Consider the following 15,402-nt stretch of genomic DNA (forward strand, 5'->3'; position numbering starts at 1 on the left):
TGTAACAGATGAAAGGAAACTAAAAATGGTGCCAACTGGCACCATTTTTGTTTGTAATGCTCTAAAAAATATTGCCTGGTTCTAAGTCAAACATTGAATCAGGCTGGTTTGCCCCTATAATTCCCCGATAACTTTTAAACTATCAACTTCAGGAAACTTTCATGAGCTTAAACGCCGTACCTGCTGGCAAGAATCTGCCGGACGAAGTCAATGTTATTATCGAAATCCCGGCCCATTCAGATCCGGTTAAATACGAAGTAGACAAAGAGTCTGGTGCAATTTTCGTTGACCGTTTTATGGCAACACCAATGCATTACCCCACTAACTACGGTTATGTGCCGCACACCTTATCTGACGACGGTGATCCGGTAGACGTATTGGTGATCACGCCTTTCCCTCTGTTGGCGGGTTCGGTAATCACCTGTCGCCCGGTTGGCGTACTAAACATGACTGACGAGTCTGGTGAAGATGCTAAGGTGTTGGCAGTACCTAAAGACAAGCTGTCTACCTTATATCGTGGGATCACTGAATACACACAAGTCTCAGAGCCGTTGCTGAAGCAAATTGAACACTTTTTCGCGCATTACAAAGATTTAGAGCCAAACAAATGGGTAAAAATCGAAGGTTGGGCTGACGCCGCTGCCGCGAAAAAAGAAATCACAGATAGCGTTAAACGCTACAACGAAGCAGAAGACAAGCCAGCATTCTAAGCTGCGCTATTTCGCTTTTTAAAATGACGCCGCTTTTTGAAGCGGCGTTTTTTTTATTTAGGTAACGGGTTTTTAAGAAAAATATCAACAGGCTTCGGACATTCATATTAAACTCATTGAGGATAGGCTAAGCTGTACACAATTGCATTGCGTCAGGGAGAGGTTGCTCAACGGTGAATAAGGCTACCGGGATCAAGGCGGTTTTTATTACCCTGCTACTGGTGTTAGTGGCTGGTTATTTTTACTTACCCGGTGTTATACATCAGCAGTTAGCTGCCAGCGTAAAACAATTCGATGCTGAACTGCAATGCCTTGACTGGCAGTTAAAGTCCGTCAAGCAGCTATACATTAAACACCTGTGTCTGCAATATCAGGGCATCACCATGGAAGTGCACGATGCGCAGGTGGGGTTTTCTGTCACGGCATTGCTGTCCGGCAACCCTGCACATGAGACCTTGCAAAAAATACAGGTAAAACAACTTTTACTGCAGGTGCCCACAGATAAGCTGTATACCCAGTCAGAGTCAAATTCCGCCAGTGCTGTAGAAGGAGTGATCCCCTGGTTGCGGTTGCCCAATATAAATGTTTCGCAATTTCAGTTGCAATTCACAGGCGAAACGAACCAATCATCTGGCAGCAACTCCTCATTATTTTCATGGCAAATCAGTACCCGTTCTGACGCGGATAACAATCATATTCGGTTTACGAACCTGATACAGGCATCTGATTGGTTGCAGCTAACCCAGCATAAATCCAGTGACGTGGCGCTTGCATGGCAGCTTTCACTGGCTGAGCTATTTACTATGGCAGAAGGACTACCGCTGCCGGTACTAAATAGCCATCTGAGTCCGGTTAAATCTCTGTCAGGCATCTGGACAGGTAACATTAAGCTGGACCCGACTAATCTTGAGCAACTCTCCGCGCACAATGAGATTCGAAGTCTTAGTGCAACTTTCGCGCTAGCGGAAAATGAGGGCAAACCACTTTCATTGCAGGGAGACGTGGGTTTCAGCATAGATAAAAACAATCAGAATTGGCAGTTGAGTGGCATAACTCAACAGCCACTGATAGTGGGTGGCCTGGCTCAATGGAGCACAGCACCTGTTGAGTCGTTGAGGTGGCAGGACTGGCAATTACAAAATCCAGTGTCAGAGTTTGTACAAGTTACACTACCTGAGACAATTTTTATTGCCGGGCTTGCGGAAATACAGGTTTCAGCCCCTGTGCTGTTGCACAGTGGTGGCTGGCAGGCTCAGTTGCAATCAATAAACGCAAATTTGCAGCAGCAAACCCTTAACGGACAGGTGAGCGTAGAAGGTAATCTTGTGTTGCAAAAAAACGCGCAACAGCTGCCTGTGCAATTTATCCTGGCTGGCAGCCTGGACTTATCGCCCGCCAGACAACAGGTGAAACTGTCTCAATGGCAGGTAATCAGCTCCGACTGGGCCAAAATGATCGCTGTTGATTTGCCACTTCAGGCCGGAGCTTTACAGGTGTCAGGGTACTCTGACATTAGCTTACAGGCAGAAAAATGGCAGGTAGACGGGCAATATCACGCAAGTATCGACACTATTAAAGCCAGTGTGGCCGACGAGTATTCACTGAGCATCAGACAACTGTCGCTTTCGGGGGATTATCAGCTGAGTCCGGACAGCCTGGTGTCTGAAAATCGGATTCAACTGAATGACAAGCTGCGATCGGCACTGAGCACAAGGGGTGACTTACAGAATTTATCCTTGCACTATGAGCTACGGCCTTCGCCATTACATCCCTGGCTCAAGCTCATCGCAGGTATTCCTGATAAACTAAAGATACAAGGTGGCATGGTTTCGGCCGAGGTGAATGCTCACTTACTCAATGGCAGGTTGTCTCCTGTCGGTATTCAAATGGTACTTAACGAATTCTCCGCCAGTTACGACAACTATCTGCTGAGCAACGCACAAACCCAGTTTAAAGGTGTGCTTTCCCCGGATGGTAAACTCATCAGCGACATGCAAAACCTGCAAGTTGAACGCTTTTTTGCCGGGGTAAACCTTGATGATATCGCACTGAGTTATCGACTAAGCCCTGATACGCAAACTCCCGATGGGCTTACAAACCCGGTGATTGAGTCTTTTTCGGCAAGCTTGCTGGGCGGCAATGTCGGTTTTACAACGCCTTTTTATCCACTCAACTCTGAAAATCAACTGAGCCTTGCTGTAGAACGACTGTCGGTTCCTGAACTAGTGACATTATTCGAACAGCCTGGTTTAGAGGTAACCGGCGCGTTAAGCGGCGCCATACCGGTTATATTCAGCGAAGGTTCTGTTAGTGTGCGCCAAGCTAAACTCAATGCAGTGGAGAATGGCGTGATCCAGATAAAAGACAATCCCGCATTTATTAATTTAAAGCACAGTCAGCAGAGCCTGGCTGCAGCATTGGGGTTACTGGAAAATCTGCAATATTCACAGTTGCAGACTACGATGAGTTTGCAAACGGATGGTTGGCTGGAACTGGCGGTAAATATTAAAGGGGTAAATCCTGAGCAACAGCAACCCATTAATTTTAATCCGACTTTCAGTACTAATCTGTATACTGGACTTAAAGCGCTGAGAGCGGGTAAGGATATTTCAAAAGCCATTGAACAACGGTTTTAAACAATGAGGTAGTCAAATGAAATTTATATCGCTGACCGGGCTCACCCTACTGGCCATGTTGCTGGGCGGTTGTAGCCACCGGGTTGAGGTGGCCGCAAAAGAGCCCATTACCATCAATCTCAATGTTAAAATTGAGCACGAGATCCGGGTGAAGCTGGATAAAGAATTAGACAATGTCTTCAGTGAAGACAGTGAATTGTTTTAACCAAACATAGGGACACAACATGAAAACATTACTTAAACCTGTCTTATTTTTGTTCCTGTTATCCATCAACGCGATGGCGTTTGCTGTAACTCTGGACCAGGCGAAAGCCGATGGATTGGTGGGCGAGCAACTGGACGGTTATCTGGGACTGGTGGTCAACAACAAAGCAGCGCAATCGCTGATTGCAGACGTAAATGCCAAACGCAAACAGGTGTACCAACAACTGGCCAGCAAAAACGGAGTCAGTGTTGACGTGGTGGCTAAGCTGGCTGCGGAAAAAGCGGCAGAAAAAACTCAGTCGGGTCACTACCTTCAAAATATGCAGGGCGAGTGGGTTAAGAAGCCCTAACATAAGCGCTAAAATTGTGAACTAATTTCATCTTAATCAGGAAGGAAAAAATGAAAAAACTGCTAATTGCATTGCTTGTTATTTTCGTGGCCGTGGGCGGCTTTATTTACATGGGGCTGTCGGGACTGGATGGGTTCATCAAGGAGCAACTGGAAAAACAAGGTACAACAGTAACCAAAACCAACGTTACCGTTAATCAGGTGGAAACCGTGTTGTCTGATGCCAAAGTCACAATTAGTGGGCTTAGTATCGCCAATCCGCAAGGCTATTCGCAGGCGAATGCCTTTGGTTTACATACCGTTAAAGTGGATCTGGGAACGTCTACTCAGGAGCCCTACGTTATCGACGAAATTCTGATTGATAGCCCGGAAGTTGTGTATGAAGTGAATCAGCAAGGTAAAGCTAATCTGGTCGTGCTAAAAGACAACATTCAGGCCTCATTGCCTCAGTCAGCGCCTGAACCGGAAGCACAATCTGGTGATGCCATTAATCCTTTGATGAGCGTAAAGAAAATCACTGTAAAAGACGTTAAATTTACGCTTGATATTGCTGCCATGGACTTAGGGGAGATTCCACTACAACAACGCCAGTTTGAACTGACCTTACCCACATTCCAGGCTGATGCCATCGGCGTACCCAATGGCATACCGGCTGATCAACTGGGCGCTGCGATTGTCGATTCGATGCTGGACAATCTGATTAAAGAAGGCAAAAACAAGGTCAAAGCGCTGATAAAAGATCAGGCCGAAGCCAAACTTCAGGAAAAACTGGACGAAGAAAAAGCCAAGCTGGAAGAAAAGGCCAAAGAAAAACTAAAAAGCCTGTTTGACAACTAACGGCAACCATCTTTAACGTTGATTTAATTTTGCATGGGGTCCGGACAGGGCCCCTGCACATAAAGCCGCTATTGATGCTGCCAGAACTAATATGATAAAAAAAGTACTAATGTAACCAACGTTAACTATCCCCAATTTAGCTTCGGCTACTCCGCCAATGTAAGAACCAGATGCAATACCTAAATTGCATACAGATAAATTTAAGGAAACCGCAAAACCTTTGTAGCCTTGCGCTGCCTTCATTACTCGTACTTGAGTTACGACGAAAGCTGCCATATGAGAAGCTCCCCATAGGGGCAGTAAAACACATAACAACAACGGAAAGTGCCTGCTTATTGGTACAACCATTACCATCGAAAAAACAAGAACGATGGAAACATAAATTGTAGAAGACAAGTTATTTGAGGCTGAAAAACGCCCAGCGACAAAGTTTCCCCCAATTCCCGCAATGCCAAAGCCTATCAGGCTCCATCCTATGGCTATCTCACTAAAATCAGCAACGGAAGACAGTAAAGGAGCGATGTACGTGTATCCGGAAAACATACCAGTGAACAACAAAGCGGATAAGATCAGGTGAGCCAGGAATCTGAAACGCAATAACAACGATAATTGCGCTAAAGGCCTAATGCCTCCCTTTTTGTCTTGAAACGACGGAAACCCAAAGATAATGGCAATAATCGCTATGAAACTTAAAGCAGATAACACCAGTACACTGATTTTCCAGTCACTTGCCGCAGCGATTATTGTCCCCATCGGTATACCTAATACAGTGGCAAGTGCAACTCCGAGATTCACACGGGATATGGCCCACCCCTCCATTTGATGGCTGACTTGCTTAACTGCGGCTAGTGATAAAATGCTTAATATCGACGGCAGTAAACTTCCTTGTACTACCCGAACTATTACTGCCAGCGAATAAGAAGGGAAAAGTGCAAGGAACAGGTTTCCAATTGCAAATGACGACATAGCCAATAGCGCAAATTTACGGGAATTAACCTTTCCAGAGAGCAAAGTTACTATAGGGCCCAGTAGTGCGGCGGACAATGCGAACCATGTCACAAGGGTTCCCGCCTGTTGAAGGGTAATCTGAAGATCCTTAGCTATGTTGGGAATTAACCCAATAACCATAAACTCCGCAGTTACAACTACAAAACTTATGAAGGCAAAAAGCGCAAAAGTCCGGGCAGGCATTTGTGAAATAGATTAAGTTGATGGTGATTAATTAGGCATTTGTTCCCCCATCTATAGTGATTTCACTTCCGGTTATACATTGGGCTTCATCACTTGAAAGCCATGCAACTAAATTCGCGACATCCAGCGGCTCAGCGTATTGAGGGATACACATTGTACTTCTTTGCATATCGGAGAATTCACCATCGGCGGGGTTCATAGCTGTATTAGTAGAGCCAGGGTGTATGATATTAACTGTAATTTTACGGGAACCGAGATCCCGGGCCAGGGCTTTTGTGAAGCCAACAAGTGCTGCCTTACTGAGACTGTAAAGACTCAGCCCTGGCATCAGTGCACGCTTGGCCAGATTGCTACCGATAGAAATGATTCTGCCGCCTTGCGTCATAAAGGTTGATGCTAATTGGGACGCTACAAATACAGCACGAACATTGATATCAAGAGTTTTTTGAAAATCATTCAATGTAAATTCTTCAATAGGTTTAGCATCAAAAATTCCAGCATTATTTATAAGAATGTCTATCCTTCCAAATTCTGCGACGGTCTTTTCAACTGCATTTTTTACCTCTTCAGGATTCGCGTTGTCTGCTTGTATTGCCAGCCCCCTCTGGCCTGTACTCTCGATGAAACTGAGGAGCTCATATGCCTCACTTTCTGAGCTATTATACGTGAGAACCACGTTGGCTCCCTTCTCTGCCAGACGTCTGGAAATAGCTGCACCCATACCTCTACTACCGCCTGTTACAAAAGCGACTTTATTTTTAAATTCAGACATATATTTTTCCTATTTATGTAATGATCGTTACATAAATTATCTTGCTGAGTTTCATCAGTCAATAATTTTGTTATGATTAGTACAAAATTAACTTGTCGAGGAGAATTGTGTGAAGCAGAGAGGGCGCCCACGGAAGTTTGATAGAAATGAGATATTGAAAAAAGCAATGATGACATTCTGGAGTCAAGGTTATGATCGAACCTCAATGTCTGATTTAACTGAGAGTATGGGCTTAAACTCGCCCAGTATTTATGCCGCTTTCGGTTCCAAAGATCAGCTTTTTCAGGAAGTTGTGGAGTTGTATTTGGCAACAGAAGGACAACTGATTTGGAGCGCAGTAAAAGCTGAGTCTAATGCGCGAAGTGCTACGGAAAAGATGTTAAACATGAGCGCTGAAGTTTTTACTCAGCCTCACAAACCCGGTGGGTGTTTAGTAACACTTGGCGCTATACACTCAGGTAAAAAGAGTACAGAAATACATCAGTTGTTAAGTGAAAAAAGAAATAATGCAACACAGATGCTCAAGGATATATTGGTACAAGGTAAAATGTCCGGGGAAATTTCTGAGAAGTCTAATGTAGAAGCGATAGCTGATTATTATATAGCTATACAACAAGGGATGTCTATAAAGGCAAGAGATGGAGCTGGTAAAGATTCACTGCTAAAAATAGCTGAATTGGCTATGAATACCTGGAATACGCTAACCTGATCAACAGGCTCTAATTTAAACCTCGTGTTTACGTGATGCATTAATTGCAGTCAATCCTGCCCCTGATTTAAATAAATTGTGAAACACTGAGTTCAAATTTAATTCAGTGAGTCCCCGGGAAAGAAGCTCTGTTTTTCAATTCCAACTGGTTTTGTTTTCTCACAACAGGAATAGTCAGGAAGGATGTGTCTGTTGTGAACCAACATCAGTGCAATCTTCTCAAACGCTACGAAATTTAAAAACACTTTACCGCTCCTGTTCACCAAGGGAAGCAACGTAACACAAGCCCTTTATCTCCCTTGCGGCCTCTTGTATGGTGAGTGGCGGATCATCACAGACAAAAAAGGACCAAATAAAAAGATGGCGAAAATTGGACTGGTTTATTTTACCAATACCGATGTTACCGGCAAACTCTGTGCAGAGGTACAGCAGCGCCTGGAGGCGATGGACTTTGCAGTGGTAGCGCACCGAATTGACGGTAATGAAATCATTCAGGGGCGCTTTAAAAACGAGGGGCTGTTTGATGCGTTGTTCCATTGTGACGCTATCATCTTTGGTTCGCCTACCTATATGGGCAGTGTCTCGGCACAGTTCAAAGCGTTTGCAGATGCCACCAGTGATTTCTGGCAAGAACAAAAATGGGCCGGGAAGTTGGCGGCCGGTATCACCTCGGGTACTGCGCATAACGGGGATCAGGCCTCTACGCTGGGTTACATGCAATTGCTGGCGAGTCAACACGGCATGCTTTGGGTGAGCCTGGATGCGCCATTTAACGATCAAACCAGGGGGGTTAACCGACTGGGGTGCCATCTTGGCGTTACGGCACAATCTGCGGATGGAGAAGTGCATAATGTGGACTTAAAAACAGCCGCCTATCTGGCAGAAAACGTCGCTAAATATGTCGAAAAATTTCGCGAATAACATTGCCTGTACAGGTAACCTGCAAAGTACCATTAGCCTGTAATTGTGTGTAATAACAAATCTGAGCCTGTTTGATTAAATTGATTGTGTCGCTTCAGTAAAACCACTGAAGGATTTAAACACTGAATAAATACAGGAGAGTTATGAGAGCGTGTTGACCTTTGCTGTACAAAATTTGTTCTAGATATAAGCGCTTTAATCGCGGAACAGTCCTACAGGCCTAGTGGTGCTAAGTCAAGGGGCTGTGACAAAGAGTAAAGCGCTTATATGACGAACCCGTCGGGCAGCGCCTGTGTGTAATTTATACCTCGTTGTATGCTTTTGATTTATCCCGACATGGATGTAGGTGATTAGAATAACGCAGGAGCAGTTATCGAGAACCACCAGACCTTCAAGCATTCGCCTTGTTTACGAAATACCGTTGGAATAGCATAGAACAACTTTAGCTGGCCTGCGAAGCAGGTGAGCTAAAGGGAAGTAGCGAATAAATTGCACACAGACTGCTGCAAAATTGCACCGCAAAGATCAGCACGCTCTGGTCGGATACAGGTTTATATTTACTTAAATTGAGTTTCAACCCGCAAAAAGGTGTTGTGGGTTCTGGTTCGATGACACTGGCGGTAACCGTCGATGCAGCAAGTGGTGAGTTACACGGTCAGGCTCAGGGGACCATTTTGGAAGGCACTGAACATCCACAATCGTTCACTGCTAAAGTGTCAGGTGCGATGCATAGCACCGGATATGGCAATATCGTCCGGGTGGGGGCTGTTAATGGTGAAGCCAGTTTACCTTTTACTCCGCCAGCTATTGGCTTTGCATCTGCCCCTTTTTCTGCCAGCTTTAGCCTGGATTCATCATGGAAAGGTGAAGGTCAATTCAAAGTCGGCAACCACACTTATCAATCAGAAGTGAGGATGGTGGATTAAATTCTGCTTGCTGATACAGAGTTTCGGCATAGTGTGATTGAGACCCATCGTAGCGTTGAGGGGCGGTTTCAAGACAGCTATGCCGATTCGATGCAACCGCGTGGAGTTGTTGTGCTGAATGGCTCATGCTAAGACAATCTGGCATACTCTTTCAGAGCAAAAGCTTCGCGGTTGCAATTTTTCTGTTTCTAACCAGGTGCCTCTTATTACTGCCCGCTCAGGCGTTTACCAAATGAAATGGCATAGGCCGCTGAGCGCATTCTTAGCACCGGATCATCACTTGCACTGAACCCTTGTGACAGCACATTGGGGTCGAAGTTAATGGCCGTGCAGCTGTCATCTCCGGATTGTTGCAACACAATCCGGCCCAGTGAGACATTTTCTCTGTCTTCTGGCCACTGCACTGAGGGGTCATTAATTACATCTTCTTCATGGCCCAGTACCGCACGCAGCGTATAGCTGACTTCGTTGTCCGCCAGTTGTTTAGCCAGGCGATCAGAGAGGAATGATGCCGGGAGTTGTTGGGCCTGCTGCGGATCGATGGTTTTCACGCCGAGATCCGGCGTAATTTGCCAGCGGAATTTTATGGCCTTGCCCGCGTTGTTGTAAAAGAAGGTATGCAGGCCAAAAAATTCGGTATTGGCGTAGGAATATGCCGTTTTGGCCTGTTTGTTCCATGCCGCGTTTGCCTGAACACTGGGATTATCCCTGATGTAATCAAGCGTTTTTTGTGGATCCCGTTGTCCGTTTTCATCCGGCAACAGGGTGGACAGAAATCCGAAAAAGGTTTCAGGATCTTTGCCGGCAAATACCGGGAAGTTATTCCCGGTAAACATATGTCGCGCGCCATCCGGTAACATGATCTGAACGCCCATTCCCCGTGTACCGGGGTTGCGTTCATCGGCTTGTGGGATGCCGCCACCGACAGAAAACCTGGCAATTACCGGCAGCGAACCTTGAGACAATAGCGGTGATGCAGAAAATAACGTTGACTGAGGGTTGGGTTCAAAGCGACCTGAGGCACACACTCCTGTGGCATGTGCTTTGCGGATACCGGGGTGTTTACCACTCAGCTTTTCAAATAATGCCACCAGGTCATTGGCCTGTATGTTTGACGGCGGATCAGCATAGGCAAAATTACTGAACGTTATACTTATCAGGATCGCAGTGAAAAAGTGCGGTTTTATCATTGATTTATTCTCTCAGATTACACGTGTTGATACCTGTCCCATGCGATACTGAATGGGATTAGTATCATAGACAGGCGACAGGATGGATAAATTTCAGGGGGTCTTGCTGGAACGAAAAAGGGCTCCCGATGGAGCCCTGACTTTCTGTCGTTATTGTTATTATTATTGTAGGTGCTGGTGTTTAGTTACCCCAGATATCAGCCACAAATTGTGGATGGTCAACAAAGGGGTTTCTGTTAGCCTGGTGTAATTCTGCGGCGTTGTTTCGGTCAATTTCCTTTTGGCTTACTGGGTCCTGGTTGTGCCATTGCTTCAACATGGCCAGGAACCAGGCTTCAAAGACCTGATTTGCGCTGCCATTTAGCACGGCGTTGCCATAACTGCTGTTATTTTCCCAGTTAGCGATAACATCTTCGTAGCGGGTCGCCATGTAGAAGTATGCGCGTGCCAGGTCGCCTTTAAACTCATCAATGGGTTCAAAAACAGTACCCGAATAACCTAAACCTGACGCGGAGGACCCTAGTTTGGAGCCATTGCTGGAGGTGTAACTGGCTGAACCTACCTCACCATATGGGTAACTGCTGCGTTTTGAGTTTACATAGCCGTCAGAGGCAAAAATGTGGTGAACATCTGAGTTCATCGGCTCCACTGTGCCGCCAAACCAGCTTTTCGGGAAAGAGTGTTCACGGTTATAGCAGTCTGCTTCGCCACTGTATGTTCCGCATTGATCTGTCACTTTGGTAAAATTGAACGGGTCGGAACCATTGGGGGCTTCTGAATAGATATCCAGGATCGTGCCGTCGTTTTCGTAATAGCTATCCAGTTCGTTTTGCTCATAAAAGGTCCATAACGCGCCATAGCCTTGGTTGCTGTGTCCCTTGATGATGTCGTGCAATGCGGTTTTCAGTGTGTAGCCACTCAAACCTTCGGCTGATTGATAATAAGCGCCAAGGTCTGAATTACCGCCACCGCCAGAACCACCGCCACCGGAGCCGCCACCAACAGTGAAGCTATGGGTTGCGACTGAATTGAACTGACCGCCGCTGAACACCTGAGTGCCGTCAACCGTCATATTGTAGGCGCCATTGCCATAGCCGCAGCAAATGCCATCGCCATAGCTGTCATTAATCTGGAAGGTGTAATCACCGTCTGCCAGACAGAATGTCTCGGTGTAAGTGGTATTGCTGGATAAATTGCTGCCACTGGCAATTTGATTACTGCTGGCGTCTGTTAATTGCCAGCTGGTTTCGCTGCCGTAATTATCGGTAGATAAACTTAACTCGGCACTGGTATCGGAACAGCCGCCTGAGCCACCCCCTGAACCTCCACCCGAAGAGCCTGAATCGGTAGGTTCAAAGCTGTCCACATAAACAATTTCTGCGCCATCAAAGCCGCTGACATCATAAAAGCGCAATCCAACTTCGATGGTTCCTGTGGAGCTGGCGGTATAGGATTGACTGATCTGCTGCCATTGGTTGGTCAGGTTTTCATTGGAATATCCCTGGTAACCGTTGACATATAAACGCGCTCTTACGTTACCTTCGGTATGATAAATGCGTGCGCTGAAGTCGTAAGTTTGACCCGAAGTCACACTCACCGTTTGCCTGAAATCAGTAGAGCTTTGACTGCCGGTTGTTACGTTTACCGCGGCTGAACTGGTGCCATTATAACTGATGCTGGTGGATTGACTTACACTGATACCTGAATCTATGGTGGTCCAACCGTCAGGTGTATTGCCTGTCCAGGATTCGAATTCTCCATTTTCTACCTGAGCCAACGCCAGGGGGCTAAATAATGCCACCGTGGTGAGGGTTACGAGAGCCTTTTTCATTATTGTCTCCGGATTTGTCACAAGGGAATTTATTTATTGTTATGTTTCTTGTTGTTTGGAACAAAAGCGTCCTGTTCAAACATTGAGCAGTTTGGTTACGAATTGTGACAATTACAATGCAAAAATTTATCAAAAGTTGACCAAATGGTTCAGAAAATGAGCTCAATTCAGGTTGTTTTAGTTAATTGTGGGTGTTGTACCACTTTTTTACCGGTTAAAAATCAATCTCCGCCAATGAAAAGTAACCTTATTATTTAACTGAATTAGGCTCAGCTAGCAATTTGCTTTACAATCCGGTCTTTCCCTTTTTCAGGTTTACCCAATGATGTCGCAATTGCAGATACTTCGTCAGAAGCCGGAAGTATTGTTGTTAGCTATGGCCTTTGTTATGCCGTTAACATTTTCAGTTTGGAACGCACTGCTGAACAATTTTGTGATCGAAAAAGCCAGTTTTACCGGTGCTGAAATTGGCCTGCTGCAAAGCCTCAGAGAAGTGCCAGGGTTTTTGGCATTTACAGCGGTATTTGTACTGTTGGTGTTAAAAGAGCAGACCTTTGCAATGCTGTCCTTGGCGTTGATGTCGGTTGGTGTTGCACTAACGGGCTGGTTTCCTTTTGAGATTGGTTTGTATTGCACCACAGTAATAATGTCTATTGGATTTCATTATTTTGAGACCGTCAATCAATCGCTGACACTGCAATGGTTACACAAAGATAAAACCGCCCACTTTATGGGACAGCAGTTAGCAGTGAAGAGTTTTGCATCGCTGTTTGCCTATGGGGCGATTTGGGTGTTGATGGAATGGTTTGGTATCAGTTACAACGCCATGTATATGTTGGCAGGTGGTGCAGGCCTTTTGATTGTTGTCATTTTATGGATCACTTTCCCCACCTTTAAAGAAGCAACCGGTCAACATAAAAACCTGATCATGCGCAAACGTTACTGGTTGTATTATGCGCTGACGTTTTTCAGCGGTGCCAGACGGCAAATTTTTGTGGTGTTTGCCGCCTTCATGATGGTGGAGAAGTTTGGCTATAGCGTGGGCCACATCAGTTTACTCTTCGCGGTCAACTACATATTTAACCTGCTGTTTGCGCCAGCCATCGGCAAATGGATCCACAAAGTCGGGGACAAAACCGCATTAACTTTTGAATACATCGGGTTGTTCCTGTTATTTATTGCTTATGGCCTGGTAGACAATGCAATGCTGGCCGGCGCGTTGTTTATTATCGATCACCTGTTTTTTGCTCTGGCTATTGCCATTAAAACCTATTTCCAGAAGATTGCAGATCCTAAGGATATCGCTTCAACTGCCGGAGTTAGCTTTACCATTAACCATATCGCGGCGGTGGTGATCCCGGCTTTACTAGGTATCGTATGGTTAACCTCGCCAAGCCTGGTATTTTTTATCGGGGCAGGCTTTGCATTTTGCTCACTGATCCTGGCCCGCAATATTCCTGCATTGCCCGGCGAAGGCAATGAAGTTGTTTTTAACCCCTTTGCACCCTCTAAAGTTTGATTTATGAAAAGCATTTTAACTAGCACTTTATTATTGTTGTCTTTGGTTTGTTCGGTTGTTAGCGCGGAACCGTTGGAATTGTATTGGGAAGAGTTGATACCCGAAGGTTATGTACCCTCAGAAGAAATTCCGGAGATTGACCATAACAACCCGATGGCACAATCCAATGCGAACGCTCCGGTGAGAGCGGACTTAAACGGTAAACAGGTGAAAATTCCAGGCTTTGTGGTGCCGCTGGAAGGTGATGACACCATTACTGAGTTTCTGCTGGTGCCTTTTTTCGGCGCCTGTATACACGTCCCACCACCGCCGTCTAATCAGATTGTGTTTGTTAAATTTCCCAAAGGGGCAAATGTTGACAACCTTTACGATGCCATCTGGGTAACAGGTACACTACAAACTGAAGGCTGGACCGGTGATATGGCGACGGTTGGCTACAACATGGTGGGAGAAGCCATAGAGCCGTTTGAATAGAGGGAATGCCTGGGGTTAGCAAGGCTATCGCGGTTTAACCGCGATAAAGGTGCTCGGCGCGCTGGAACAATACCCAGGACGTTATAATTTGTTTGTCGCCTGAGATGGGGACATTGCCACGATGGGTATGAGTAAAATACGCCGGCGCAATCACCATAGTGCCTTTTTCGGGCTTGATGCGCTTCTTTTGATAATAGAACTCAGTTTCGCCACCTTCATCCACATCATTCAGGTAATACATAAACAATAAAATTCGGTGCAGCGCTTCGTTATTGGGCATTTGTGGATAGACTTCCGAATGCCAGTAAGGATAACCGCCTTTACCCGCCTCATATTTCTGCATATTAACATCACCAAAACGAAAGAACTGCGGAATAAACTGGTCAATTTTAGGTTTGGCCAGCTCCTCATAGTTCTCATCAGTAATGTTGGTGGGTTCACCGGTTTGCGGGTGCCTGACTTTAATCCCCAACGGTCCAATAAAGGCAAAAAAGAATTCATCAAAATAATCAATCACCTGCCGCGTTGTGGCGTGAACGACTTTAGTGAACTCTTCCTGAAACTCCGGGTTGTTGCTGATGGAAATATCCCGGCTGACTTTCTTGCTGGTATCCACTCCACCACCGGTGCGACCTTCAAAAGTCCCCGGGTGTTGTGCAAATTTAGCCATCAGGTTATCGCAGGTGTCGTTATCCAGCGCATTGGGTATGACTTTAATGAAATCCGTCATCAGTCTGCTGCCACTGAAATATCTTGCAGTTGGGCGCGAACCGCGTCAGGTACCGGGCAGGCTTTTTGTCCCTGATAATCAAAGTGCACCATGGTCGTAACACCCTTGGCGCAGCGCTCGCCGTTTTGCCAAACTTCCTGAAAAACGTCAAATGAGCTGCCACCGAGACGGCTAATGCCGGTTTTGATTGTTACCTCACCCAAAAATATCTGCTTCAGGAAGTCCACTTTGTAACTGGCCAGAATCAGCGGCCAGTTGTCGACATCCAACTCAGGAGTGAACATCTTAAAAATAGGTTCCCGGGCAGACTCAAACCATTGCACCAACGTGGTATTACTTACGTGTTTCAGGGCATCGGTTTCGTAAAATCGAACTTTGTAGGATTCTTCCAGCATGTGCGTTT

General features: G+C 45.8%; 16 protein-coding genes. 10 read left to right on the forward strand and 6 right to left on the reverse strand.

The genetic code is table 11. The features are described from left to right. Positions 1-161 precede the first annotated feature (161 nt). The 5 genes from ppa to LJ740_RS20210 all read left to right on the forward strand — a co-directional run bounded on the left by ppa (position 162) and on the right by LJ740_RS20210 (position 4,736). Positions 162-710: an inorganic diphosphatase gene (gene ppa / locus LJ740_RS20190; RefSeq protein ID WP_229530937.1), complete on the forward strand. Its 549-nt coding sequence runs from the start codon at positions 162-164 to the stop codon at positions 708-710. 173 nt (positions 711-883) lie between these two features. Next, positions 884-3,346 carry an intermembrane phospholipid transport protein YdbH family protein gene (locus LJ740_RS23360; RefSeq protein ID WP_229530938.1) on the forward strand — a complete coding sequence of 821 codons (2,463 nt, stop codon included), beginning with the start codon at positions 884-886 and terminating at the stop codon, positions 3,344-3,346. 55 nt (positions 3,347-3,401) lie between these two features. After that, the gene (locus LJ740_RS20200; protein ID WP_229530993.1) at positions 3,402-3,551 is read left to right on the forward strand and encodes a YnbE family lipoprotein; all 150 of its coding nucleotides are present in this window, start codon (positions 3,402-3,404) and stop codon (positions 3,549-3,551) included. A gap of 19 nt (positions 3,552-3,570) precedes the next feature. Continuing rightward, positions 3,571-3,900 (forward strand): YdbL family protein, encoded by a 330-nt coding sequence (locus LJ740_RS20205; protein ID WP_229530939.1) that lies wholly within the window; start codon positions 3,571-3,573, stop codon positions 3,898-3,900. A gap of 35 nt (positions 3,901-3,935) precedes the next feature. Next, positions 3,936-4,736, forward strand: coding sequence for a DUF748 domain-containing protein (locus tag LJ740_RS20210; protein WP_456107213.1), 801 nt, complete (start codon positions 3,936-3,938; stop codon positions 4,734-4,736). A gap of 12 nt (positions 4,737-4,748) precedes the next feature. Here LJ740_RS20210 and LJ740_RS20215 read toward each other — a convergent pair whose 3' ends face one another. Together LJ740_RS20215 and LJ740_RS20220 are read right to left on the reverse strand one after the other, a co-directional pair. Next, the gene (locus tag LJ740_RS20215) at positions 4,749-5,927 is read right to left on the reverse strand and encodes an MFS transporter (RefSeq protein ID WP_267498376.1); all 1,179 of its coding nucleotides are present in this window, start codon (positions 5,925-5,927) and stop codon (positions 4,749-4,751) included. A 31-nt stretch (positions 5,928-5,958) separates the two neighbouring features. Beyond that, positions 5,959-6,699 carry an SDR family NAD(P)-dependent oxidoreductase gene (locus LJ740_RS20220; RefSeq protein ID WP_229530942.1) on the reverse strand — a complete coding sequence of 247 codons (741 nt, stop codon included), beginning with the start codon at positions 6,697-6,699 and terminating at the stop codon, positions 5,959-5,961. Positions 6,700-6,853: 154 nt separating this feature from the next. On the opposite strand from LJ740_RS20220, the gene LJ740_RS20225 reads away from it, so the two are divergent. The 3 genes from LJ740_RS20225 to LJ740_RS20235 all read left to right on the forward strand — a co-directional run bounded on the left by LJ740_RS20225 (position 6,854) and on the right by LJ740_RS20235 (position 9,255). After that, a complete protein-coding gene (locus LJ740_RS20225; protein WP_229530943.1) occupies positions 6,854-7,408 on the forward strand; it encodes a TetR/AcrR family transcriptional regulator in 555 nt (184 codons plus the stop codon). A gap of 360 nt (positions 7,409-7,768) precedes the next feature. Next, positions 7,769-8,329 (forward strand): flavodoxin family protein, encoded by a 561-nt coding sequence (locus LJ740_RS20230; protein WP_229530944.1) that lies wholly within the window; start codon positions 7,769-7,771, stop codon positions 8,327-8,329. A 524-nt stretch (positions 8,330-8,853) separates the two neighbouring features. Then, positions 8,854-9,255 carry a DUF1842 domain-containing protein gene (locus LJ740_RS20235; protein ID WP_324255642.1) on the forward strand — a complete coding sequence of 134 codons (402 nt, stop codon included), beginning with the start codon at positions 8,854-8,856 and terminating at the stop codon, positions 9,253-9,255. A gap of 206 nt (positions 9,256-9,461) precedes the next feature. On the opposite strand, the gene LJ740_RS20240 is transcribed toward LJ740_RS20235, so the two are convergent. Together LJ740_RS20240 and LJ740_RS20245 are read right to left on the reverse strand one after the other, a co-directional pair. Beyond that, positions 9,462-10,445, reverse strand: a complete 984-nt coding sequence (locus tag LJ740_RS20240; protein ID WP_229530946.1) for a catalase family peroxidase — start codon at positions 10,443-10,445, stop codon at positions 9,462-9,464. A 181-nt stretch (positions 10,446-10,626) separates the two neighbouring features. Then, a complete protein-coding gene (locus tag LJ740_RS20245; RefSeq protein ID WP_229530947.1) occupies positions 10,627-12,276 on the reverse strand; it encodes an endonuclease in 1,650 nt (549 codons plus the stop codon). A 325-nt stretch (positions 12,277-12,601) separates the two neighbouring features. On the opposite strand from LJ740_RS20245, the gene LJ740_RS20250 reads away from it, so the two are divergent. After that, a complete protein-coding gene (locus LJ740_RS20250; RefSeq protein ID WP_229530994.1) occupies positions 12,602-13,795 on the forward strand; it encodes an MFS transporter in 1,194 nt (397 codons plus the stop codon). A gap of 3 nt (positions 13,796-13,798) precedes the next feature. Beyond that, positions 13,799-14,269: a DUF3299 domain-containing protein gene (locus LJ740_RS20255; protein WP_229530948.1), complete on the forward strand. Its 471-nt coding sequence runs from the start codon at positions 13,799-13,801 to the stop codon at positions 14,267-14,269. A 34-nt stretch (positions 14,270-14,303) separates the two neighbouring features. Here the strand turns inward: LJ740_RS20255 and LJ740_RS20260 are convergent, their stop codons facing one another. Together LJ740_RS20260 and LJ740_RS20265 are read right to left on the reverse strand one after the other, a co-directional pair. Next, on the reverse strand, positions 14,304-14,999 hold the full coding sequence (locus LJ740_RS20260) for a 2OG-Fe(II) oxygenase (protein ID WP_229530949.1): 696 nt from the start codon (positions 14,997-14,999) through the stop codon (positions 14,304-14,306). Continuing rightward, the gene (locus LJ740_RS20265; RefSeq protein ID WP_229530950.1) at positions 14,999-15,394 is read right to left on the reverse strand and encodes an acyl-CoA thioesterase; all 396 of its coding nucleotides are present in this window, start codon (positions 15,392-15,394) and stop codon (positions 14,999-15,001) included. The genes LJ740_RS20260 and LJ740_RS20265 overlap by 1 nt, the downstream gene beginning before the upstream one ends. Positions 15,395-15,402: the final 8 nt, after the last annotated feature.

It is taken from the genome of Planctobacterium marinum (assembly GCF_020687805.1).
GTDB lineage: Bacteria > Pseudomonadota > Gammaproteobacteria > Enterobacterales > Alteromonadaceae > Planctobacterium > Planctobacterium marinum.